Origin of the sequence: Rhodococcus sp. WB9 (assembly GCF_007558985.1) — a bacterium.
Classification (GTDB): domain Bacteria; phylum Actinomycetota; class Actinomycetes; order Mycobacteriales; family Mycobacteriaceae; genus Rhodococcus_F; species Rhodococcus_F opacus.
In genome coordinates this window covers 5,758,943-5,780,363 of record NZ_CP041769.1, presented here as the reverse complement: position 1 = coordinate 5,780,363, position 21,421 = coordinate 5,758,943, and the positions used below count along the sequence as shown (strand labels likewise).

At 68.1% G+C, this 21,421-nt stretch carries 18 protein-coding genes and 1 pseudogene; 8 read left to right on the top strand and 11 right to left on the bottom strand.

Annotated features, from left to right (window positions below; translation table 11 throughout):
• Nucleotides 1–180 precede the first annotated feature (180 nt).
• Nucleotides 181–759 (bottom strand): DUF4232 domain-containing protein, encoded by a 579-nt coding sequence (locus tag FND50_RS27005; RefSeq protein ID WP_144287739.1) that lies wholly within the window; start codon nt 757–759, stop codon nt 181–183.
• Nucleotides 760–887: 128 nt separating this feature from the next.
• Here FND50_RS27005 and FND50_RS27000 point away from each other — a divergent pair.
• Both FND50_RS27000 and FND50_RS26995 read left to right on the top strand, forming a co-directional pair.
• A pseudogene (locus FND50_RS27000) lies at nt 888–2,017 on the top strand (aldehyde dehydrogenase family protein); the annotation flags it as partial.
• 105 nt (nt 2,018–2,122) lie between these two features.
• Nucleotides 2,123–2,920: an SDR family NAD(P)-dependent oxidoreductase gene (locus tag FND50_RS26995; RefSeq protein ID WP_144287738.1), complete on the top strand. Its 798-nt coding sequence runs from the start codon at nt 2,123–2,125 to the stop codon at nt 2,918–2,920.
• On the opposite strand, the gene FND50_RS26990 is transcribed toward FND50_RS26995, so the two are convergent.
• The 4 genes from FND50_RS26990 to FND50_RS26975 form a co-directional block, all read right to left on the bottom strand.
• Entirely contained in the window at nt 2,914–4,296 is a 1,383-nt protein-coding gene (locus FND50_RS26990) for an FAD-dependent oxidoreductase (protein ID WP_144287737.1), read from the bottom strand. The genes FND50_RS26995 and FND50_RS26990 overlap by 7 nt on opposite strands.
• A 211-nt stretch (nt 4,297–4,507) precedes the next feature.
• Complete coding sequence (locus FND50_RS26985; protein ID WP_144287736.1) at nt 4,508–5,170, bottom strand: methionine ABC transporter permease; 663 nt, start codon at nt 5,168–5,170, stop codon at nt 4,508–4,510.
• Nucleotides 5,167–6,189 (bottom strand): methionine ABC transporter ATP-binding protein, encoded by a 1,023-nt coding sequence (locus tag FND50_RS26980; protein ID WP_144287735.1) that lies wholly within the window; start codon nt 6,187–6,189, stop codon nt 5,167–5,169. Before FND50_RS26980 ends, FND50_RS26985 begins: the two co-directional genes overlap by 4 nt.
• The gene (locus FND50_RS26975; RefSeq protein ID WP_144287734.1) at nt 6,190–7,062 is read right to left on the bottom strand and encodes a MetQ/NlpA family ABC transporter substrate-binding protein; all 873 of its coding nucleotides are present in this window, start codon (nt 7,060–7,062) and stop codon (nt 6,190–6,192) included. It abuts the gene before it with no gap.
• Between the two features lie 198 nt (nt 7,063–7,260).
• Here FND50_RS26975 and FND50_RS26970 point away from each other — a divergent pair, with 198 nt between their 5' ends.
• Nucleotides 7,261–7,770 carry an NADPH-dependent FMN reductase gene (locus FND50_RS26970; protein ID WP_144287733.1) on the top strand — a complete coding sequence of 170 codons (510 nt, stop codon included), beginning with the start codon at nt 7,261–7,263 and terminating at the stop codon, nt 7,768–7,770.
• Nucleotides 7,767–8,267, top strand: a complete 501-nt coding sequence (locus FND50_RS26965; protein WP_144287732.1) for a flavin reductase family protein — start codon at nt 7,767–7,769, stop codon at nt 8,265–8,267. Before FND50_RS26970 ends, FND50_RS26965 begins: the two co-directional genes overlap by 4 nt.
• A 10-nt stretch (nt 8,268–8,277) precedes the next feature.
• Here FND50_RS26965 and FND50_RS26960 read toward each other — a convergent pair whose 3' ends face one another.
• Together FND50_RS26960 and FND50_RS26955 are read right to left on the bottom strand one after the other, a co-directional pair.
• Nucleotides 8,278–8,838 carry an AAA family ATPase gene (locus FND50_RS26960; RefSeq protein WP_144287731.1) on the bottom strand — a complete coding sequence of 187 codons (561 nt, stop codon included), beginning with the start codon at nt 8,836–8,838 and terminating at the stop codon, nt 8,278–8,280.
• A gap of 160 nt (nt 8,839–8,998) precedes the next feature.
• Nucleotides 8,999–9,826: an alpha/beta fold hydrolase gene (locus FND50_RS26955; RefSeq protein ID WP_186301159.1), complete on the bottom strand. Its 828-nt coding sequence runs from the start codon at nt 9,824–9,826 to the stop codon at nt 8,999–9,001.
• A 245-nt stretch (nt 9,827–10,071) separates the two neighbouring features.
• Here FND50_RS26955 and FND50_RS26950 point away from each other — a divergent pair, with 245 nt between their 5' ends.
• Complete coding sequence (locus FND50_RS26950) at nt 10,072–10,656, top strand: C40 family peptidase (protein ID WP_144287729.1); 585 nt, start codon at nt 10,072–10,074, stop codon at nt 10,654–10,656.
• 38 nt (nt 10,657–10,694) lie between these two features.
• On the opposite strand, the gene FND50_RS26945 is transcribed toward FND50_RS26950, so the two are convergent.
• The 3 genes from FND50_RS26945 to FND50_RS26935 all read right to left on the bottom strand — a co-directional run bounded on the left by FND50_RS26945 (nt 10,695) and on the right by FND50_RS26935 (nt 15,341).
• Entirely contained in the window at nt 10,695–11,864 is a 1,170-nt protein-coding gene (locus FND50_RS26945; RefSeq protein ID WP_222105586.1) for an IS30 family transposase, read from the bottom strand.
• A 93-nt stretch (nt 11,865–11,957) separates the two neighbouring features.
• The gene (locus tag FND50_RS26940) at nt 11,958–13,547 is read right to left on the bottom strand and encodes a GMC family oxidoreductase (RefSeq protein WP_144287728.1); all 1,590 of its coding nucleotides are present in this window, start codon (nt 13,545–13,547) and stop codon (nt 11,958–11,960) included.
• Between the two features lie 48 nt (nt 13,548–13,595).
• The gene (locus FND50_RS26935) at nt 13,596–15,341 is read right to left on the bottom strand and encodes an aldehyde dehydrogenase family protein (protein ID WP_144287727.1); all 1,746 of its coding nucleotides are present in this window, start codon (nt 15,339–15,341) and stop codon (nt 13,596–13,598) included.
• Nucleotides 15,342–15,537: 196 nt separating this feature from the next.
• Between FND50_RS26935 and FND50_RS26930 the strand changes: the two genes are divergently transcribed.
• The 3 genes from FND50_RS26930 to FND50_RS26920 all read left to right on the top strand — a co-directional run bounded on the left by FND50_RS26930 (nt 15,538) and on the right by FND50_RS26920 (nt 20,079).
• A complete protein-coding gene (locus FND50_RS26930; RefSeq protein ID WP_144287726.1) occupies nt 15,538–16,719 on the top strand; it encodes a CdaR family transcriptional regulator in 1,182 nt (393 codons plus the stop codon).
• A 115-nt stretch (nt 16,720–16,834) separates the two neighbouring features.
• The gene (locus tag FND50_RS26925; protein ID WP_144287725.1) at nt 16,835–18,778 is read left to right on the top strand and encodes an acyl-CoA thioesterase/bile acid-CoA:amino acid N-acyltransferase family protein; all 1,944 of its coding nucleotides are present in this window, start codon (nt 16,835–16,837) and stop codon (nt 18,776–18,778) included.
• Nucleotides 18,778–20,079: a glutamine synthetase family protein gene (locus FND50_RS26920; protein ID WP_144287724.1), complete on the top strand. Its 1,302-nt coding sequence runs from the start codon at nt 18,778–18,780 to the stop codon at nt 20,077–20,079. The genes FND50_RS26925 and FND50_RS26920 overlap by 1 nt, the downstream gene beginning before the upstream one ends.
• Here the strand turns inward: FND50_RS26920 and FND50_RS26915 are convergent, their stop codons facing one another.
• Nucleotides 20,080–21,300: a fatty acid desaturase gene (locus FND50_RS26915; protein ID WP_005252532.1), complete on the bottom strand. Its 1,221-nt coding sequence runs from the start codon at nt 21,298–21,300 to the stop codon at nt 20,080–20,082. It lies immediately after the preceding gene.
• Between the last annotated feature and the right edge of the window lie 121 nt (nt 21,301–21,421).

Here is a 21,421-nt window from a genome sequence, read left to right as displayed (position 1 = left end):
TCGGCGCTCCGCTCGAGTGAGGAGATGGTGGTGGTGCCGCGGACCACGGCGGTGCTGAACTTCGGAATGCACTTCGCGGATGATCTCGAACATGCCTCCGCCTTCCTGCTACGCGAGTCGGTAGCCCGACGGTAGGTCGGGGCCGGGGTGAGCCGATTCACCCGACGCGGGTGAACCAGGTCACCCGGTCACGGGCTGCACCGACAGCTGTTTCACCCCGGTCTGCGCACATCCGGTGGTGGGGTAGGGAAGGAACACCGACCCCGTGTCGTTCGGTGGGTACACCCTGAACCCGGCCACGGGGGTGGGTCCACACGTCTCGGCCGGATAGTTCTGCACCACCGTGGCACGCACCGCTGCGGTGGCCCGCAAGCCCGGGGCGACTCTCACCGGAGTCACGGTGCCGCCGTCCCGATCGGCCGCGGCACCCACCTGCGGACCGTCCGGGGCCGCGACGTAGGACACCCCCGGGTAACCGTGGAGGACGCAGCCGCGGGTGCCGGTGTTGATGAAGACGAGCGGGATCTCCTGAGATCCGGCGGCCCCACTCGCCTGCCCGAGCGTCACCTGCAGTTCGCCGATCAGGCAGCGGTCGGGGTGCGTTGCGGTCGTCTCGGTGGGCGCGGATCTCGTGAAGGTGATGTCGCGTGAGGGTTCGGCGGTCCCGGTCTCGTCCGTCGAGCCGCACGCCGAGGCGGTGAGCACGGCGGCGATTCCGACTACGCCGGGAAGGGTGCGTGCCGGTGACTGCGTGCGCATCTGATCGCTCCTCTTCGCCGATGTGCTGCCGTACGTCGATGGTCCGCGATCGGTGCCGTCCCGGTGTGTGGTTCGGGGAGAACGCATTCGCCCCTTGCCGGAGGAATCCGGTCGTAGGCTGCGGGGCGCAGGTAGTCGCCGAGGGCACTGCCGACGACGTCGATCGCGCCGCGACAGCTGCGCGAGCGGCCTTCCCCGCATGGTCCGCGCTCAGCGGCAAGGAACGTGGCGAGTACCTCCGGAGGCTGCTGCCCTGATCCAGGAGCGCCTCGACGACTTCACCGCCCTCGTATCCGAGGACATGGGCATGCCGCTGGGATTCGCGAAGCCCATCCAGATCGGAATGCCGCTCGCGAACCTCGCCGCCTTCGCCGAACTCGCCGCCACCTACGACTTCGACGCCCATGAGGTGGGCAACTCCCTGATCGTGCGCGAGCCCATCGGTGTCGTCGGTGCGATCACCCCGTGGAACTTCCCGCTCCACCAGGTGGTGCTCGAGGTCGGCGGTGCTCTGGCCGCGGGATGCACCGTGGTGCTCGAGCCGACCGAGGTGGCGCCGCTCGCCACCTACGCGCTCGCCGACGTCTTCGACGAAATCGGTCTGCCGGCAGGCGTGTTCAACCTCGTCAGCGGATTCGGGCCGGTCGTGGGCGAGGCGATTGCCGGACATCCCGAGGTGGACATGGTCTCGTTCACCGGCTCCACCCGCGCGGACAAGGTGAACGAGGCGGCCGCCATCGCGGCGCAGGTCGCGCAGAACTACTCCGTCGGCGATCGGACGGCCGCCACGTCGGTGCTCGGGCCGCTGGTGAACTCGAACCAGCTGAAGAGGGTGCGCGGCTACATCGAACAGGGCACCGCGGAAGGCGCACAGGCCGTCCTCGACGGCCGGGAGACCGGCCAGGAATCCGGCAACTTCGTCGGACCCACGGTGTTCGCCGGTGTCACCGAGGACATGGCCATCGCCAAGGAGGAGATCTTCGGCCCCGTCCTGTAGATCATCGGGTACCGGGACGAGGACGACGCGGTGCGTATCGCCAACGCGACAGAGTACGGACTCGCCGCCGGCGTCTGGTCCGGTGACCAGGATCGTGCCGACCGCGTCGCACGGCAGCTACGTGCCGGTCAGGTCGAGGTGATCGGCGGGAGGTTCGACACCAACGCCCCGTTCGGCGGGTACAAGCAGTCGGGCATCGGCCGCGAGGCCGGCGTCCTCGGCTTCGAGGAGTTCCTCGAGATCAAGTCGATCCAACGGTAGGCGGCGGAGCGCAATTGGCCTCACGCTGAACCGAATCCGTGACTCCCGACCGTCGCCGTCCTACCCTCGAATCGAGGGGCGGACGGCGGAGATGAGGAGAACGGCATGGATCTCGGTCTGGGCGGCAAGCGGGCCGTCGTCACCGGCGGCAGCCGCGGTATCGGTTTCGCGATCGCGCGCAGCCTCGCGTCGGAGGGGGTGGACGTGGTGCTCGCGGCCAGGGGCGTCGAGGCGCTGGAACTGGCGGCGAAGACGCTGTCTCAGGAGACCGGGCGGCGGGTGATCGGGGTACCCACCGACACCGGCGACGAAAATTCGGTGCGCGCCCTCGTGCAGCGAACGGTGGACGAACTCGGCGGCGTCGACATTCTCGTGAACGCCGCGGCCACACCGTGGAGTGCGGGCGAGCCGAGCGACTTCGCGTCCACCACCGACGACGTGGTGCGCGGCGAACTCGAGATCAAGGTGCTCGGCTATCTGCGGACCGCCCGCGCGGTGGCACCGCACCTCGTGGAGCAGGGGTGGGGACGGATCATCAACATCAGCGGGCTCGGTGCACGCCAGGCCAATTCCATCGCGCAGACCGTGCGGAACGTCGGTGTGTCGGCGCTGACGAAGAACCTCGCCGACGAACTGGGACCGCACGGAATCAACGTGACGGTGGTGCATCCTGGGCTGACGCGGACGGAACGGCTCGTCGACCGGCTGGCGGCGCAGTCCGAGGCGGAAGGTGTGCCGGTCGCCGAGTTGGAGTCGCGGCTGGCCACCAACTCGATCCACCGGTTGATCGACGCGAGCGAGGTCGCGGACGTCGTCACGTTCCTGGCGTCACCGCGCAGCGTCGGGATCACCGGCGACGCGGTTGCCGTCGGCGGGGGTGCTCCGGGCGCCGTCTATTACTGAGCGCGGGCGGGTGACAGCGCGCCGTCGTGTTCGGTGACTTCCCGGGCGGCGCGCTCCCCGGACCGGATGGCCCCGTCGACCCAGCCGCACATCACGGACGAACTCTCCGTGCCTGCCCAGTGGATGCGACCGCACGGCTTGCGGAGGGCGTGGCCGAACTGGGTGAGCACTCCCGTCGGCGCATGGCTGAGCATGCCGCCGCCGGAGTAGCGCTCGACGCTCCAGTTCTGCTCGATGTAGTCGACGGGGGAGGCCGCCTTGGCTCCGAACCTCGAGGTCAACTCGCCGAGTACCTGGTTCTTGCGTTCCGCTTCCGGCAGCGTCCCCAGCTTGCGGGCGATCGGTCCCTCGACGATGACGCACAGAACACCGGGACGTCCCGTGTCCGTGCTCGCGTCGATGGTGATCGTCGCGGGGGAGTCGGGTGCCGCCGACTGCCCGGACAATCCGTCGGCGCGCCAGAAGGGTTCGTCGTAGACGACGGCGATCTTCATGACCGCGCCACTCGGCATTCTCTGATGGAGGAAGGCTCGATCCGTCGGAAGCAGCGGCTCGTAGAGGATCTGGCTCGCGATCGCGAGGGGGACCGCGACGATCGCCCTCCGGGCCCGCACGGCCAGATCCGCGGAGCGGACGGTCACGCCGTCGCCGTCCTGCGCGATGTCCCGCACGGGTTGCGACAGATGGAGTGCGTCGCCGATCTCCGCTGCCATCGGACGGTAGACGGCACCCATCCCGCCGACCGGCCGCGCATCCTCGGCAGCGTCCTTCACGCCGAGAACGAAGCTCGGACCGCCGCCGGACGCCATCTGGTACAGGACGAACAGCATCGACACCTCGGACGCCGCGGACGTGTAGCAACCGGCGATGGCGGTCTCGAGAAGGTCGTGGGCGGGCCTGGACAGCGTATTGTCGCCGAGCCACTTGGCGAGGCTGATCGCGTCCCACTTGGCCGCCTTCTTCGCCGCCCACGGCGCGTCCAGCGGGATCGACTTGCACATCTCACCGAGTTCGACGAACACGGCGCCGAGATTGGCGGCGGCCCAGGGGCTCATCGTCAGGGGAATCGTGCCCTTGTACCGGTACTGCTTGCCGTCGACGACCATCATCGCCTCGCCGTCGGTGTACTGCTTGTAACTCTTGACGCCGAATTCGTCCATCAGGGCGTAGATCCGGTCCTGTCCCGGCCCGATCCACGCACCGCCCCGATCGATCCACGAACCGTCCTCGCGGACTTCGGTGAAGGTTCGCCCGCCGATCCGGTCACGCGCCTCCAGGAGCGCGACCGATCGTCCGGCCTGTTTCAGGCGCAGTGCCGCCGTCAATCCGGCGAATCCGGCGCCTACGACGCAATAGTCGACCTCGATGTCTGCCATGGCAAATCCCCTCGCGCTCCGCGCGCGGCCCTCGTGCGGCCGTATGTAATGGGTGCGCCGCCATTGGTCCTGGGGGTGTGAATTCCTCTCTCCGGGAATGACATCGCCGCGCACAGAACATCTTCATCCTTACTCGCGGCGAGTATCCCGGTCAAGGGCGTCCCGCCCGTGAGTACTTGTTAACCGCGGGCGGTTGACAAGTACTCACGGGTCAGCGGCGCAGCGCCTTTCGTGCCAGCCAGTTGCCGAAGAACTGGGAAGCCTGGACGAGCAGGATGATGACGAGGGTGGCGACGAGGGTCACCTGCCAGTTGAAGCGCTGATACCCGTAGACGATGGCGAAGTCGCCGAGGCCGCCACCGCCGATCGTCCCCGCCATCGCGGACATGTCGACGATGCCGATGAGGACGAACGTGTAACCGAGGATCAACGGGCCCAGGGCTTCCGGGATCAGCAGGGTGACGATGATCCGCAGGGGTCCGGCGCCCATCGCGCGGGCGGCCTCGATCACGCCGGGGTCGACGGTCACCAGATTCTGTTCCACGATGCGTGCGATGGCGAACGACGACGCGATGATCATCACGAAGATCGCGGCCTCGGTTCCGATGGTCCGGCCCACCACGGCGAGGGTTACGGGACCCAGTGCGGCGAGCAGGATAATGAACGGAATCGGCCGGACGATGTTCACCAGGATGTTCAGCACCGTGTAGGCCGCCGTGTTCTGGAGAATCCCGCCCTTCCGCGTGGCGTACAGCAGCGTTCCCACCAGGAGCCCGATCAGCCCGCCGACCACCAGTGTGATCACCACCATGTAGATGGTCGTGCCGATGGATTTGAACAGTACGGGGCGCAGCTTGTCCCAGTTCGTGGTCATGCCTGTACTTCCTCGACGTCGGTGACGGTCCGCAACCGGCGGATCACGTCGTCGACGCCGTCGTCCGGACCGACGAGCTCGAGCGTGAGACTGCCGAACGAGCGGTCCTGCAGGGTGGTGATGCCGCCGTAGACGATCTCGAACCGCACACCGTGCCCGCCCGCGTCGGAGAGGACGTCGCCGATCCGGCTGCCGTCGCGCACGTCGGCGGTGATGATCCGGCCGCCGAAACGCGACCGCAGCCGTTCCAGGTCGGCGGGCTCCGGGCGGTTGCGCAGGATCGTGCTCACGAAGCTCTTCGACGCCGGCGCCTGCGGTTCCGAGAAGACGTCGAACACCGTGCCGAGCTCCACGACGCGACCCTCCGCCAGGACGGCGACACGATCCGCAACGGCCCGGACGACGTCCATTTCGTGCGTGATCACCACGATCGTGACCCCGAGTTCCCGGTTCACCTTGCGGAGCAGGCGGAGTACGTCCTGCGTGGTCTCCGGGTCCAGGGCGCTGGTGGACTCGTCGGCGAGCAGCAGGTCCGGCGACGTCGCGAGCGCGCGGGCGATCCCGACCCGCTGCTTCTGCCCGCCGGACAACTGGTCGGGGTAGGCCCGTGCCTTGTCGGAGAGGCCCACGAACGCGAGCAGTTCGGCGACGCGTTCGCGGCGCTTCTGCCGCGGCCACCCCGCCACGACGAGGGGGTACGCGACATTCCCGGCGACGGTCCGCGAGCGGAACAGGTTGAACTGCTGGAAGATCATCCCGATCTTCGCGCGCACGTGCCGGAGTTTCGATTCCGACAGCGCGGTGATGTCGACGTCGTCGACGACGACGCGCCCACTCGTCGGGCGTTCCAGGCCGTTGATCAGCCGAACCAGCGTGCTCTTCCCGGCGCCCGAGTAGCCGATGACCCCGAAGATCTCACCCCTCTCCATGGTGAGATCCACGGCGTCGACAGCGGTGAGCGTCTTCTTTCCCGACTGGAAGGTTTTCGTGACGGATTCGAATCGGACGATCGATGTCATCTACTTGGCCGAACGAATTCCCTCTTCGACCCGCGACAGGATCTGCTGCAGTTGGGCACTGTCGCGTTCGACCTCGACCGACGTTCCCTTCGACTCCTCGCGCACGGCGGCCTGGATCTCGGGGTCGTGCCAGATCTTCACGAGTTCGAGGTACGTGGCGTTGTCCTTGTCCTCGGCGCGGGTGACGAAGGTGTTGATGTACGGCTCGGCGGCGGGACTCGACGGGTCGTCCTTGTAGAGAGCGGATGCGGGGTCGATGCCCGAACGCTCGAGGAATGTGTTGTTGACGATCGCGCCGTCGACGGATGCGAGCGACAGCGCCGTCTGCGCGGCGTCGACCGGGGTCACCTTCACCTTGGACGCAGTCGTGTCGATGTCGGCGGGCGTGGGGGACGGGTTGTCGCCGGTCAGCGTGAGCAGGCCGGCGCCCTTCAGCACGAACAGGGCACGAGCCTGGTTGCTGGGGTCGTTGGGGATTGCGATCTCGCCGCCCTGCGGAATGGCGGCCAGGCTCCGGTGCTTCTGCGAGTACAGGCCGAGCGGCACGATCTGGGTGGCGCCGATCGGGGTGAGGTCGTCGTCGGCGCCGGTGTTGTACTCGCCGAGGAACTGCAGGTGCTGGAAGAGATTGGCGTCGATCTGCCCCTGCGACAGGGCGATGTTCGGCTGCGAGTAGTCGGAAAAGTTCACGACGTCGAGCGTGATACCCGCGTCCTTCGCCTTGTCCTCGAAGATCTCCCACGAGCGGTCGCTGGCCTCGGTGGTTCCGATCCGGACCGTGTCGCCGTCGGCGCCGCCGGATCCACCGGAGCACGCTGTCAGTGCCGCCAGGAGAGGAACGGCGGCAAGGGCGAGAGAACGGCTGAACTTCACGGAAAATCCCCACGATCGATCGAATGGCCACGGAGTGTGGCCACTGGCAAGGTAGCGCCTCCGGGCGCCGCGCGGAATGGTTTGGATCGCCCTGATTCGAAGGGCCGTGTCTCGACTTCCGTTCCTGCCCTACAGTATTCGACCGGAACCATCGAGTGCTCTAGGGTGGCGGGAAGGCATGCGAGAGGTGATGAAGCAATGAAGGTAACGGTAGTGGCGGGCAATCCCAAGCCCGGTTCACGGACGCTGGACGCAGCCGGCCTGGTCGCGACGGCGGTGACGGGCGCCGCCGCGGATTTCACGGTCGACGTGATCGAGCTCGGTGCGGGACTGCTCGGGTGGGGTGACGAGAAGGTCGCGGCGGCCGTGGAGACGGTGGCGTCGTCGGATCTCGTCGTGTTCGCCAGCCCGACGTTCAAGGCGTCGTACACGGGCGTGCTGAAGCTGTTCCTCGACCAGTTCACGACCGGCGACGGCCTGAAGGACGTCGTGGTGGTGCCGCTGATGCTCGGGGCCGGGCCCGCCCACGCCATGGCGCCGGACCTGCTGCTCAAGCCGGTGCTCCTCGAACTCGGCGCGACGGCCCCCGCGCCGGGCCTCTACCTCATCGACACCACTTACACGACCGACACACGTATAGCCGACTACGCCGAGCGGTGGGGTTCGATCCTCACCGCGGCGGCCCGGACCCGGACGGAACTCTCATGACGCAGGCAGACGGCACACTGGACAAGACTTCGCTCCGGGAGGCGTTCGGCCATTTCCCGAGCGGCGTCGTCGCCGTCTGCGCGGAAGTCGACGGAAAGCGCGTCGGGATGGCGGCGAGCACGTTCGTGCCCGTGTCGCTGGAGCCGCCGCTGGTCGCGTTCTGCGTGCAGAACACGTCCACCACGTGGCCGAAACTCGCGGACCTCGCCCACGTCGGGATCAGCGTGCTCGGTGAGGCGCACGACGCGGCCGCCCGCGTGCTGGCCGCGAAGACCGGCGACCGGTTCGCGGGCCTCGACACCGAAACCACCGACGGCGGTGCGCTGTTCATCGACGGAGCGTCGGTGTGGTTGGACACCACCGTCACCCAGCAGGTGCCCGCGGGGGATCACGCGATCGTGGTCCTGCGCATCAACGAGCTCAGAGTGCAGTCGGAGATCGAGCCGATCGTGTTCCACCGCAGCCGGTTCCGCTCGTTGCGCACCGTCGCGTCCTGACCCGGTCCCGCTACTGCGGGCGCCCCACGGCGCTGACCACGGCCAAGGCTTCGTCGATGCACGCGGTCGCGTCCCGGCCTGCCGTGTCCAGGAGGTGCACGGAAGAATCGACGGGCTGGTATTCGCGTCGGACGACGTCCGACCAAGTGGGAACCCGCAGACCTGCCACATCGACGACGCGGGTCTCGACGCGACGCCGGTGTTCCTGCTCGTCCGAGCAGACGACCTCGATCTCGGCGAGTGACGCATCGAGGTCGCGCGCGACTGTCCGCCACGCATCTCTGGTCACGTCGATCGGATTGACCGAGTCGGCGACAACGGAGACGTTGCCGCGCAGGATGTCGCGGGCCACGGCGTATCCCACCCGGTAGCCGGCCTCTGCGACCGACGGTGCTGCAAGAGACGAGTCGAGAATGGCTTGTTCGATGCTGTCGATGCGCACGTGTGCTGCACCGAGTGATTGCGCCAGCCCCCGTGCGATCGTCGACTTTCCCGATCCCGGCAGTCCGGCAAGGACGACGAGAACTGGACTTCGCCGCGCAGAACTGCGGCGGGGTTCGCGCGGGGTCATGGAGCGAGGTTACGGCCGACGCGGAGGCTTGTGGCACCACGCGTCGAAATCTGCGTACTCGCAGTTCCCATGGCGGCCGAGCGCTTCATCGACCCGGCTGGTCCGACCGGCGGCTGCGCCACCCGTGCGTGGTGTGCGAGTCTCTGGACTCGTCAACCACTCACGGGCTGCGGAGTGCCCGGCGGACGGTGTCGGCGAACGAGGTGGGGTCGTGAATCAGCCAGCCGTGACCGCCCGACACGGTGAGGACGGGCGGATTGCGGAGTGCCTTCCGCATCGACTCGAAACTGGCGAGAGGAATCGTCCGGTCCCCGCGACCCCAGACGAGGGACACCGGTAGGCCCCGGTCGGCGAGGACGCCGAGTTCGTGGCGCAGGTCCGCCCGTCTGGCCAGGTGTGCCGTGCGCCAGACCGCTCCCGGATCCCGCAGCGTGTTGGGCAGGAAACCGTTGACGAGCGACGCCGTCGTGTGCGCGATGGTCCGGATCGACAGCGCCTCACCCAGCGCCGACGCGCCCCAGTCCCACAGTGGCCGCTCGCCGATGGGCCGGATTCCCCAGCCGTCGGACGACCAGGCGCCACCGCCGACCGAGTTGACGAGCACCAGGCGCGTGACCCGCTCCGGGAGGTCGTGGGCGGTCTGAATGGCGACGCCCCCGCCGAAGGAGTGGCCGATCAGGGTGATCGGTTCGCTGATTCCCGCGTCGTCGAGGAACCGTCCCAGCCAGGCCGCGTAACCGGCGAAGGTCCGGGCCTCGGGCGGATGGTCAGGAGTTCCGCCGAATCCGGGGAGCGTCGGAGTGACGACGCGATGCCCCTGCTGGGCGAGCATCGACAGGCTGCGGCCGTACACCCGCGGGGTGAGCCCCCAGCCGTGCAGGAAGACGACGGGCGAGCCACGCCCCACGACAGTGAGGGTCGCGGCGTCCGCACCTGCGGGTTCCCCGAAGATCTCGGGTTCTGAGTTCTGGGTCAGTGACACGCACAACAGCGTGGACGACGCGCATGCCTCCGGTAACGGGCCGAATTGCCTGAGGGCATACCTGTTTTTGACGTTTCACGACGGACCGGTCGGTTCGAGATCGGATTGTTATATACCTGGATTGCGAAAACAGGTATGTGTATGGGCCATTCGGCCGTTGTCCGCTGAGTCCGTGACCGGGATGTTATCTAACGTCTAGTCCGAGCGGCACTGATGTCGCCGGAACCTCATGAATTGAAGGACTCAGCTCAATGGCCAAGCATAGATTGCGTCGGGGCAATCGTCTGCAGTTTTCGACCGGCGGTCTTCTGATCGCCGCCGGTGTGGGAGTGGGAGCGTTTCTGCTTCCCGTTTCTCCCGCTGCAGCGGAGCCGATCACGATCCCAGGGATTGGGACGTTCGAGGTGCCAGGCGTGCCGCCAGTGCCTCCGGCTCCGGCTCCGAACCCAGGGCCCCTCCCGGGACCCCTGCCTGCCCCGCCGGCGTTGCCGTCCACCCACGGCGCGCAGGCTCTCGCGGCCGCCGAATCGAAGATTGGATCGCCGTACGTCTGGGGCGCCACCGGGCCGAACGCCTTCGATTGCTCGGGTCTGGTGCAGTGGGCGTACAAGCAGGCAGGCATCTCGGTGCCTCGCACCACCTACGACCAGGTGAACGGTGGCTCGCCCGTCGACAAGGGCAGCCTGCAGCCGGGTGATCTCGTCCTGTTCAACGGGGCGAACCACGTCGGGCTCTACGCCGGGAACGGCACGGTCGTCCACGCGCCCACCGCCGGGCAGCCCGTGAAGCAGGCGCCTCTCGATTCGATGCCGTTCTACGCGGCGCGCCGGTACTAGGCGGCTCCGCCGCCCGTGCGCCTTTCTGGTTGGCGTTCTCAAGCGGCCGTCGCAACAACGAGTTTCCCGAGACGCTCGGCTGGGCTGTCCCAGTCGAGCGTCATCCGGGGACGACGATTGAGTTTATCGGCCACCACGTCGAGGTAGACCTCGTCGAACCCGTCCAACGCGATCCCTTTCGGGAAATACTGGCGCAGCAGACCGTTGGTGTTCTCGTTCGTCCCGCGCTGCCACGGCGAACGCGGATCACAGAAATACACCGGCACCCCCGTCTCCACGGTGAACCGGGCGTGCTGACTCATCTCCGCACCCTGATCCCAGGTGATCGACCTGGCCAGATGCGCGGGAAGTGCGGTGATCTTACGGGTCATCGCCGCCCGCACCTGCTCGGCGGAATGCCCATCGGGCAGATGCAACAGCATCACGAACCGCGTCGACCGCTCCACCAACGTCCCGATCGCCGACTTGTTGTTCGCCCCGATGATCAGATCACCCTCCCAATGCCCGGGCACCGCCCGGTCCTCCACCTCGGCCGGACGCTCGGAAATCATCACCATGTCGGGGAACTTCCCCCGCCGCTCACCGACCGCGCTGCGGGGTTTACGCAGGTAGCGGCCGGTCCGCAAATGAGCGGTCAGCTCCCGGGCCAACGCACCCCGCGACTGGACGAACAACGACTGATAGATCGTTTCGTGTGACACCCACATCTCCGGCCGGCTCGGATACTCGCGTCTGAGCTTGTGCGAGATCTGCTGCGGTGACAAGTCGTCACGCAGCCACACCTGCACCTGCTCCCGCAACTCCGCGTGAACGGCGAGCTTGGCGGTCTTGGGCCGTCGGGCGCGGGCTTCGGCGTCACGCTGGGCCCGGGAGGCCAGATACTGCCCGCGGTAAGACAACGCCCGCCGCAATTCCCGGCTGATCGTGGACGGGCTGCGACCGAGTTCCAGGGCGATCGCCCTGATCGTCCACCCTTCCCTGCGGTACTCGTCGATCTGCTCCCGCTCGGACAGCGACAGGTATCGCCCCGACGCCGGTGCAGGCCGGCGGGGACGAATCCCACCGACCTGCACCAGCCACCGCCGCATCTGGGTCAGCGAGACCTGCACCTCACACGCCGCGCCGATCGTGTCCTGCCCCGCCCGCAGACATTCCCAGAACCGATCCCACACATCCCGGCCGATCGGCGGCCGACCCTTGAACACCATCCACAACACCCTTCCTCATCAGGGATGTTGCGTCGACCCACTGAAAACGCCGTTGCCAGCGCTACCAAAAAGGCGCACGGGGCGCGAAGCGCCCTACGAGTTGCGGATCAGATCCGACGCCCGCTCACCGATGAGGACGGAGGGTGCGTGGGTGTGCCCGCGGATGATGGCGGGCATGATCGACGCGTCGGCGACGCGCAGTTTGTCGACCCCTCGCACCCGCAGGTCGGGCGTGACGACACTCGCATCGTCGCTACCCATGCGACACGTCCCGACCGGGTGGTACAGTGTGTGGGCATTCTCCTGCAGTGCCCGGGCGAGAATCTCGTCGAGTGGCGTGCTCGGCGTGATGGCCGGGCGAATCATTTTGCCGAGCCTCGACTTCAGCGCCGGAGTCGATGCGAGGGCGTCGCACAGGCGCAGTCCTTCGAGCATCGCCCGCCGGTCGACTCCGCCGCTGTCGCTGAGGTAGCGGGGATCGATGATCGGCTTGGCGAGGGGATCCGACGACCGCAGCGAGATCTCGCCTCGACTCTCGGGTTTCACGAGGATGGTACCGATCACCGCGGCGTGACCGGTCGCCGGGATGAGGCCCTCGTCGAAGAACGGCGCCGGCCCGAAGATCATCTCGAGGTCGGGCAGTGCCAGATCGTCCCGACTGCGCGTGAACCCGTACGCCTCGGCCACGTTCGACGTGAGCATGCCGCGGCGACGGGTCAAGTAGTTGAGCAGCTCGGGGATCTTCTCGGCGGCGAACAGCGAGTCCGAGTCGACGCTGTAGCCGAGGAATGACACCAGATGGTCGAGCAGATTCTTCCCGACCTCCGGCAGGTGCTGCTGCACCGCGATACCGTGCTCGCGTAACTGTGCCTCGTCGCCGATGCCCGACAGCATGAGGAGTTGCGGGGAGTTGATCGCCCCGCCGGCGAGGATCACTTCCTTCGCGGCGCGGACGGTGCGTCGCACCCCGTCCTTCTCGTACTCGACGCCGACGGCCGCGGAGCCCTCGAACAGAACCCGGGTGGCCTGCGCGCCGGTGAGGACGGTCAGATTCTTTCGTTTCAGCGCCGGTCGGAGGTAGGCGTCGGCGGTACTCCACCGCGCGCCCCGCTTCTGCGTCACCATGGTTTGTGAGAAACCCTCGGGGCGAGTGGTGTTCGCCCGCTCGACGGGATAGCCGGTCTCCTCGGCCGCCGCCAGGAACGACGCCGTGAGGGCCCGGGGGCTCCGCTGCTGCGAGACGACGATCGGTCCGCCGGTTCCGCTGTCGGCGTCCGACGCGTCCTGCACGTTCTCGATGCGGCGGAAGTACTTGACCACTTCCTTGAACGACCAGGAGTCGTCGCTGAGTTCGGCCCACTCGTCGTAGTCGGCGGCGAATCCGCGCACCCACATCATCGCGTTCATCGACGAGGAGCCGCCGAGCATCTTGCCGCGCGGCCAGTAGATCGTCCGCCCGCCGAGCCCGGGTTGCGGCTCGGTCAGGTAGTCCCAATCCATCTCACTGCGAAACAGTTTCGAGAACGCGGCGGGGATGTGCGCGAACTTGTCCTTGTCCTCACCGCCGGCCTCGAGGACCACGACGTCGCTGCCGGAGTCGGCGCTGAGCCGGTCGGCCAGCACGGCACCTGCCGAACCCGACCCCACGATCACGTAGTCGGCCACAGACAGTTCCTGATTCATCGTTCATCTCCACTTCGACGGGGGTGGGGGATCGAGGACACGCAGCCCTCATCCACGCAGCGCGGACGCGAAGATCGCCGGCAGCCGGGTCCATGAGGGTGCACCGGCAAATCCTGTCAGCAATCGGCCCGTCGTGGCGGCGGTTCGGTTGGTGACGAACCACGGGGGTTTGGGCGAGATGGACATCTCACGGTTCAGGATCGACCGCGGCGACGGACGGAACGGGCCGCGGACGACGGTGCGCTCCGGCCGGTCGATGAGCAGGGCGTTGTGCACCACGCCGATGCCGCTCTGGACGTCGTTGAGGGTGTGGCCGGGGAAGGCTCCCCAGGTCGCGGTGGCGGTGAGGTACCCGACGCCGGTCCACGCGTTCACTGCGATGGTTCCGTAGCGGAGGCTCTCGAGCAGTGAGTCGAACTCCGCGCCCAGTTCGCGGATGGTCTGCGGCGCGGCGACGATGTTGATCCCGAGGGTGCCGATGAAGTCCTCGTTCACGAGGTCGGCGGCGTGTGCCGCGAACTCGGCGCCCCCGTGGGGTAGGTCGATCACGCCGAGCACCGGGGCGAAGTACTCGGTCTGCAGGAGCGGTGAGTAGGCGCCGGGCTCGAGATCGGTGACCAGGACGCGTCCGCCGTTCTCGCCCAGGCGTGCGGCGGTGGGGAACGACGCTTTGGCGCCGGCGACCCGGGAGTCGCTGCCGGGGTAGTACGCGGCGCGGTCCGGTGCCGTGTCGAGGGCCTCCTTCAGGGCGGCCACGAACTCGTCGCGCTGCTTCCACTCGGACGACACGACCACGGCCTGCGCCGCGACGCAGTTGTAGCCGCCGTTGTGGAGTCGTTGCGTCGCAATGTGTTCGGCCTGGAACTTGATGTCGGCGCGGCTCCATTCACCGGGCAGCACGATGGTGGGGGACACACCGCCGAGTTCACTGGAGATGGCCTTGCCGAGGATCGGCTCGTTCGCAGCCTTGCGCCGCGCGCCCTCCTCGCCGGTCCCGAACACGATCGCGTCGTGGGTGAGCGCGCTGCCCGTCATGTGCACGTGGTCGACGAGGTCGTGGTGCACCAGATACGTCCCGACCTCCGCGCCGCCGGTCAGCAACCGGACCGCGCCGATCGAGATGAGCGGTTCCAGGACACGTGTCAGCACGGGCAGCAGGCGGTCGGTGATGGGGTTGAGCTTGAGCGCGACGACGCGATTGTGCGCGATCAGTTCGTACAGGGTGTCGAGCGGGGCGATCGAGGTGATGTTGCCTGCGCCCAGGACCACGCCGATGCCCTGCGTCCGCGACGGGTCACGCTGGGCGAGGCCCGCGTCGCGCTGTGCCGTCGCACGATCGATTCCCGGCTGCAACCACACGTCCGCGCTGAATCCGCTGAGCAACAGCTTGTCGAAGATGTTCAGGGGCAGCGCCTTGACCGTGGTGCGGCCGCCGGGTGCCGTGCCGAATGTGGCGCCGTCCAGCGGGCTCGATCCGGCCTCGAGTTTCGCCAGGCTCGCGGACAGCGCCGCGGTGCCGGTGGCCAGCGGGTACGGTCCGGACATCCATTCCTCGCCGACCAGCGGCGACTTCGGGTCCAGCCCCTTGATCGCGACCGCGGCGTCCACCCAGTCGGCGGCGTGCTGCACGGTGAGGTCGTGCACCTTGTCGAGAAGTTTCCTGCGATCGGCGAGGGAGAGGTCGGCCCAGATCTTCTCGCCCTCGGCGAGGTCGGCGAGGGCCGCGTCGACGTCCGGGTGTGGGGAGGTCGCGCCGGGGGTGTTGGAGGTGGCCTCGGGTTCTGAAGTGCTCACTGTGGACAGCTCCGCTCGGGTCGAGTGCATGAAGGACCGCGCCGCAGAAGGACAAACTACTGTGGCGTAGATTACTGATTCTCGTCCCAGTTCCGGGCGCCGCGCCATAGGCAGCGGCTGTCAATGTGAACATCCGGGCTATGCCGTCGCACAAAAGGGTATGGCGCGGACCATGCCTGGTGGATAGTCTTGCCGGATGACTGTCAGCTCGGATGTCGCGCCATCGCCCACCGATCTTCTCGGATCGATGCTGGAGTCCGTGGACCAGTTGTCCGAGCAACTCGTCTCGCGCATCCTGTCGGCCGAGCACGGCTACGTGGAGGCGACCCTCCTCACCCCCGAGCAGTTGTACGCGGCGTGCGTCGACAATCTGACGGCGATGCTGGGCAACCTGGCGGGCGGTGCGCCGATCCGGCTCGAGGCGGCGCGTGCGGCCGGACAGTTGAAGGCCGAACAGGGTGTGCCGCTCGCGGCATTGCTCCACGCATTCCGGCTCGGCGGCCGCCTGATCTGGGACGAACTGATGGACCGCTCGGAGGGCCGGGCCACCAACGCGCTGCTCGACATGGCCGCCCAGGTGTGGGCGCTCGTGGACGTCTACTCGGACAGCGCCGCGGAGGCATACCGGGAGACCGCCGACCTGCGGGCCCGTGAGGACGCCGAGTCGCGCGGCCGGCTGATCAGAACGCTGTTCGGTGACCACGCCGCCAACCCGGCCGGCGCCGCCGACGCGCTCCGCACGTTCCGGATTCCGGAGAACAGCACCTTCCTCGTCGTGTCCGTGGAAGCGGCGGCGTCCCCGTCCGCCGCGGACGTCGTCCAGTCGGACCTTCGCGGTGTGGGTGTCGACTCGGTGTGGGACACGGAGGTCGACGGCCGGATCGGACTGCTGTGGGCCGCCACCGCCGAAGTGCTCGATTCCGCGCTGGACCTCCTCGGCCGCACCGGTCACGGGCGGACCGGGGTCAGCTCGGTGTTCGGACGTCCCGGCGGGACGAGCCGCGCCGTCGAGCAGGCACGGATCGCCCGTCGCTGTGCCGGACACGGCGGATGCACCGTCACCCGCTACGAGTCGGTGCCGGTGTCGCTGCTGCTGGTCAGCGTTCCCGACGCCGGCAAGCTCGCATCGAACCAGATCCTCGGACCGGTGCTGGCCCTACCCGCCGAGGAACAGGAGAGTCTGCTCGCCACCCTCGACGCGTGGTTCTCCTGTCGCGGCTCCACCACCGCGGCGGCCACCCAGCTGCACTACCACCGCAACACCGTCCTGTACCGGCTGCGCAGAATCCACACCCTCACGGGACGCGACTTCTCCGATCCCATCGACGCCGCCGAACTGTACGTCGGACTGCGGGCGCATCAGCTGCTCGGTGCGTGACCCGAGCGGCACACGCTCGGCTCGGTGAATCCGGCCCCCGCGCCCGCCCGAGGGCCGACAATATGTGTGGGTCGGCCGTCGTCCGCTCGGGTGTGCCGAGCAGTGGGGCAGTGCAATGGGATTCATCATCGGATTCGCACCGTGGATCGTCTACTGGATCCTGGTGGGCAACACCGGATTCGTCGCTGCCATAGCGATCGCCTTCGGTATCGCGGCGGTAGGCCAGGTGCTGCAACGGTTACGGGGCCAGCCGTGGCGGACCCTCGAGGTCGGCACCGTCGCCGTCTTCGCACTGTTGCTGATCGCGGCACTCACCCTGGACGACGCCGTCCTCGAACGCTGGCTTCAGCCGCTGAGCAACTTCGGGTTGTTCGCGATCGCGGCGGTGGGCGCTTTGATCGGGCGGCCGTTCGTGCGCGAGTACGCGGCGGCAACCGTGGACGCCCGGACGGCGGCGAGCGGCGGCTTCCGGTACATCACCACGGCCATGACGTGGATGTGGGTGGCCGCGTTCGGACTGATGACCGTGTTCTCGCTGATCCCGCCCATCGTCGACGGCGACGCCACCATGCGCGACGCCGGCGACACGCTGTCCGTCGTCTGCTACTGGGTGCTGCCGTTCACCCTCATGGGCGTCGCGGGCCTCGTGTCCGCGGTGTTCCCCGGATGGTTCGAGAAGCGGTCGCAGCTGCTGGAGACCCACACTTCGGCGGAGCCCGCGGTAACCGCGCAGCCCGCGCCGGCCGCGGACCTGTCGGCAGGGTCGCTCGAACTCGACGTTCCGGCGTCGTCGCGTCACGACGAGGCGTTCTCGCTGATCGTCCGCGGCGCCCGGCCCGGATCGTCGGTGACCGTCCGCACCACCGGAACCGACCTGTTCGGTGGACAGTGGCGGGCGGAGGCCACGTTCACCGTCCCGGCCGACGGAATCGTCGACGTCGCCGGACAGGTTCCGGACCACGGTGACTGGGACGTGGCGGACGCCGACGCGCCGCTGTGGGCCATGCGTTTCGTGTCCGAGGGCCGGGTTCCCGACCTCTTCGTGCCGCCGCCCGACGCCTGGCTGGTCACCGTCGAGGCGAGCACTCCGGACGGAACGTCGCGGCGGACGGTGACGCGTCACGTGAGCGCCCCGGGAGTGTCCGTCCGTTCCCTCGATGTCGGCGACCGACCGGCGCTGCTCGCACTGCCCGGCGGCGACGCTCCGAGCGGCGGTTGGCCGGGCGTCGCCTGCTTCGGCGGCTCGGAGGGCGGCGTCGACTCCCAACGTTCCACCGTCGGAATGTTGGCCGCCAACGGGTATGCCGCACTGGCCTATTCGTGGGTGGACGAATCGAATACCGACGCGACGCTGGTGAACGTTCCGCTCGAGCGGTTCACGTCCGCGGTCGAGGCTCTCGGTGCGCAGCCGTCGGTGGACGCGAATCGCGTGACCGCGATGGCCATTTCGCGGGGTGCGGAGGGCCTGTTGGCGTCTGCGTGCGTCGGCGACCTCCCCGTCGCCGGGCTGATCCTGATCAGCCCGAGTTCGGTGTCGTGGCAGGCGATCGGCCCCGACGGCGAGATCGCCGACACCCCGTCGTGGACGTGGAAGGGCCGGCCCGTGCCGTGGGCGCCGTTGCAGGGCGGGACGCTGATGCCCCAGCTGATCCGCAACGCGTGGCGGGCGCACCAGGACGTCACCGCGCACCGCCCGAGCCTGCTGCGCCTGGGTGCCGCCTACCGGGCCGGGCTCGCGGCGGCACCGGCCGACGCGACGCTGCGGTCGGAACAGGCGACCGCGTCGGTGCTGTGTCTGACCGGTGCGGACGACCAGTTGTGGCCGTCGGACGAGATGGCTACGGCAGTTCTCGGGCGTCGATCCGACGCGCGAGACGAACACCGGACGTTCGACGGCGCCGGCCACCTCCTCCGCCTCGGAATGTTCCCCGCCGACGCGCAGTGGACCGGCGGCATCGCGTTCGGCGGCGGGGGCGCAGGTCAGGGCCGGGCGCAGCGCGAAGCGGTGCACAGCGTGCTCGGCTTCCTCGCGCGGATCACCGCGGTGGCGAGGGCCTGATGCGCGGCGAAGAAGGCGGCTTCGGCCACTCGGACCGCATCGTCGGCTCGATCGTCGACATGGCCGGGGTCTCCCGGGCGAAGGTGCTGCCGATCTCGAGACTGTCCACCTTCGTCGACTCCGGTGCCGGCGCATCGCCGAGCTGGAATGTGTTCTGCGTCGACGACCATCTCGCGTTCACACCGTCCTTCTCCGTCGTGGGCGACCTTCGTCTGCGGATCGACGGCGACGACGTGCGAGATCTGGGCAACGGCACGTACTGGGCGCCGGCGTGCCTGACCGAGCAGGACGGGACGCCGTCGCTCGCCTGCACCCGGGGCGCGCTGCGGCGGGTGACGGCGCGGCTGGCGGAGTCCGGGCTGACCGCACGAATCGGCCACGAGATCGAGTTCGCGCTGTTCGACGCGGCGACCACGGAAGATTGGTCCGCCTACGGCCTCAATGCTGTTCTCACGCAAGAAGAATTCTTCAAGCGCCTGCTCGCGGCGGCGTCGACGGCCGCCCTGCCGATCGAACAGGTCCACGCCGAGGCCGGGCTCGGCCAATTCGAGGTGTCGCTCGCCCCCGCGGATCCCGTCGAGGCGGCCGACAACGCGGTGCTGGCCCGCGCCCTGATCAGCCGGATCGCACGCGCCCAGGGACTGCGGGCGTCGTTCTCACCCATGCCCGTCGCGGGCGGGGCGGGTAATGGTGCCCACCAGCACGTGTCGTTCACCGAGGGTGACCTGCCGATCCTGTCGGGAGGCCCGGGCCCGCACGGACTGACTCCTGCCGGTGGCGCCGCGGTCGCCGGGATTCTGCGGGCGCTACCCGAGTTCACGGCCGTTCTCGCCGGGTCGGCGCTGTCGCACCTGCGGTTACGCCCGGGCATGTGGTCGGGGGTGTTCCGCTGCTGGGGCCTGGAGAACCGCGAGGCAGCCGTCCGCCTCTGCGCGGACACCGCCGGGAACCCGCACGGCGCGAACCTGGAGATCAAACCCATCGACCCGTCTGCGAACCCGTATCTGAGCAGCGCCGCCATTCTCGGCGCCGCGCACGACGGCATCGCCGGTGCGCTTCCCCTCCCGGACGAGGTGTCGGTCGATCCCGCGGAACTGACCGGCGCCCACGCGGTGGATCTCCTCCCGACCCTGCCGTCCGACGTGCTCGGAGCGTTCGAGTCGTCGGCGCTCGCGCGCGATCTGTTCGGACCGCTGATCATGGAAGCCCTGTCGGCGGTCAAGGGCTACGAGCACGCCGAATACCGGGACAAACCGGTCGACGAGGTCGCGCAACGCTTCCGGTACGCATGGACGTCCTAGTCAGTTACGGATCATCGCCAGCGCCGTGCGCAGCCCGCGCCGCTTCCCGGTCGCGGGGTCGACCCCGAACACTTCCTTCATCCCACCGCGGATGCGGAATCGCAGTTCCGACGCCGTCTCCGGTGCGTCGTCCGCGGACGCCGACAGGAAGCGGTTGGGCAAGGCGAGTTTGAAGATGGTGCGCAGGGTGAGTCCGTACTGGTGCGGGAGCGAACCCGTCGTATACGGGAGGTCGTACTTGTCGCACAGTTCCCGCATCTTCACACCGATCTCGGCGTAACGGTTGCTGGGCAGGTCGGGAAACGCGTGGTGTTCGATCTGGTAGCAGAGGTTGCCGCTCATGAACGCCAGCACCGGGCCGGCGTTGAAGTTGGCGGAGCCCAACATCTGCCGCAGATACCACTCGGCCTTGGTCTCCTTCTCGAATTCCTCCTTGGTGAACTTCTCCGCGCCGTCCGGGAAGTGACCGCAGAAGATGACACCGTAGGCCCACAGGTTGCGGATCACGTTGGCGGTGATGTTCGCCGTCAGCGTGCTCTTCCAAGCCGGGCCGGTGAGCGCCGGGAACACCACATAGTCCTTGCCGACCTGCCGCGCGATCTTGCGTCCCACCTCCTTCGCGTTGCGGAGGGTTTCGGCGCGGTCGTAGTCGCCGCGCCGGATGCTTTCCACGTCCAGGTGGTGCAGCGCGACACCCCACTCGAACAGCAACGCCAGCAGCACGTTGTAGAACGGCTGCGCCAGGTACACCGGCGACCACTTCTGGTCGCGGGTCATGCGCAGGATCCCGTAACCGACGTCGCTGTCGAGACCGACGATGTTGGTGAACTTGTGATGGACGTAGTTGTGCGAGTGCTTCCACCCCGACGACGGGCACGTGTTGTCCCACTCCCAGTTCGACGAGTGGATCTCGGGATCGTTCATCCAATCCCACTGGCCGTGAATGACATTGTGGCCGAGTTCCATGTTCTCGATGATCTTCGCCGCACCCATCAAGGCGGTACCCAGGATCCACGCCGGTCTCTTCCGGCTGCCGAACAGGACGACCCTGCCCGCGATCGCCAGCGACCGCTGCAGTTTGATCGTCCGGTCGATGTACCGCGCGTCGCGGGCGCCGCGGGACTCCTCGATGTCTGCCCGGATCGCATCGAGTTCCGCGCCCAGCGCCTCCACATCCGCATCGGTGAGGTGGCTGTACTCCTTGATATCGGTGATGGCCATCTGGTCTCGATACCCGGTTCACCCGATTCTCAATCCGCGAATCCGCCCAACCGTTGCACAACCGTGTTGTGGTCACACGTCCGTGTGACGGGCGTCCGCTATTCTCTCCACGGTCGCCGAG

Excerpts from the sequence above, each read along its gene's own strand:
- FND50_RS27005 (WP_144287739.1), bottom strand. The coding sequence starts at position 759 with ATGCGCACGCAGTCACCGGCACGCACCCTTCCCGGCGTAGTCGGAATC.
- FND50_RS26995 (WP_144287738.1), top strand. The coding sequence starts at position 2,123 with ATGGATCTCGGTCTGGGCGGCAAGCGGGCCGTCGTCACCGGCGGCAGC.
- FND50_RS26990 (WP_144287737.1), bottom strand. The coding sequence starts at position 4,296 with ATGGCAGACATCGAGGTCGACTATTGCGTCGTAGGCGCCGGATTCGCC.
- FND50_RS26985 (WP_144287736.1), bottom strand. The coding sequence starts at position 5,170 with ATGACCACGAACTGGGACAAGCTGCGCCCCGTACTGTTCAAATCCATC.
- FND50_RS26980 (WP_144287735.1), bottom strand. The coding sequence starts at position 6,189 with ATGACATCGATCGTCCGATTCGAATCCGTCACGAAAACCTTCCAGTCG.
- FND50_RS26970 (WP_144287733.1), top strand. The coding sequence starts at position 7,261 with ATGAAGGTAACGGTAGTGGCGGGCAATCCCAAGCCCGGTTCACGGACG.
- FND50_RS26965 (WP_144287732.1), top strand. The coding sequence starts at position 7,767 with ATGACGCAGGCAGACGGCACACTGGACAAGACTTCGCTCCGGGAGGCG.
- FND50_RS26960 (WP_144287731.1), bottom strand. The coding sequence starts at position 8,838 with ATGACCCCGCGCGAACCCCGCCGCAGTTCTGCGCGGCGAAGTCCAGTT.
- FND50_RS26950 (WP_144287729.1), top strand. The coding sequence starts at position 10,072 with ATGGCCAAGCATAGATTGCGTCGGGGCAATCGTCTGCAGTTTTCGACC.
- FND50_RS26945 (WP_222105586.1), bottom strand. The coding sequence starts at position 11,864 with ATGGTGTTCAAGGGTCGGCCGCCGATCGGCCGGGATGTGTGGGATCGG.
- FND50_RS26940 (WP_144287728.1), bottom strand. The coding sequence starts at position 13,547 with ATGAATCAGGAACTGTCTGTGGCCGACTACGTGATCGTGGGGTCGGGT.
- FND50_RS26930 (WP_144287726.1), top strand. The coding sequence starts at position 15,538 with ATGACTGTCAGCTCGGATGTCGCGCCATCGCCCACCGATCTTCTCGGA.
- FND50_RS26925 (WP_144287725.1), top strand. The coding sequence starts at position 16,835 with ATGGGATTCATCATCGGATTCGCACCGTGGATCGTCTACTGGATCCTG.
- FND50_RS26920 (WP_144287724.1), top strand. The coding sequence starts at position 18,778 with ATGCGCGGCGAAGAAGGCGGCTTCGGCCACTCGGACCGCATCGTCGGC.
- FND50_RS26915 (WP_005252532.1), bottom strand. The coding sequence starts at position 21,300 with ATGGCCATCACCGATATCAAGGAGTACAGCCACCTCACCGATGCGGAT.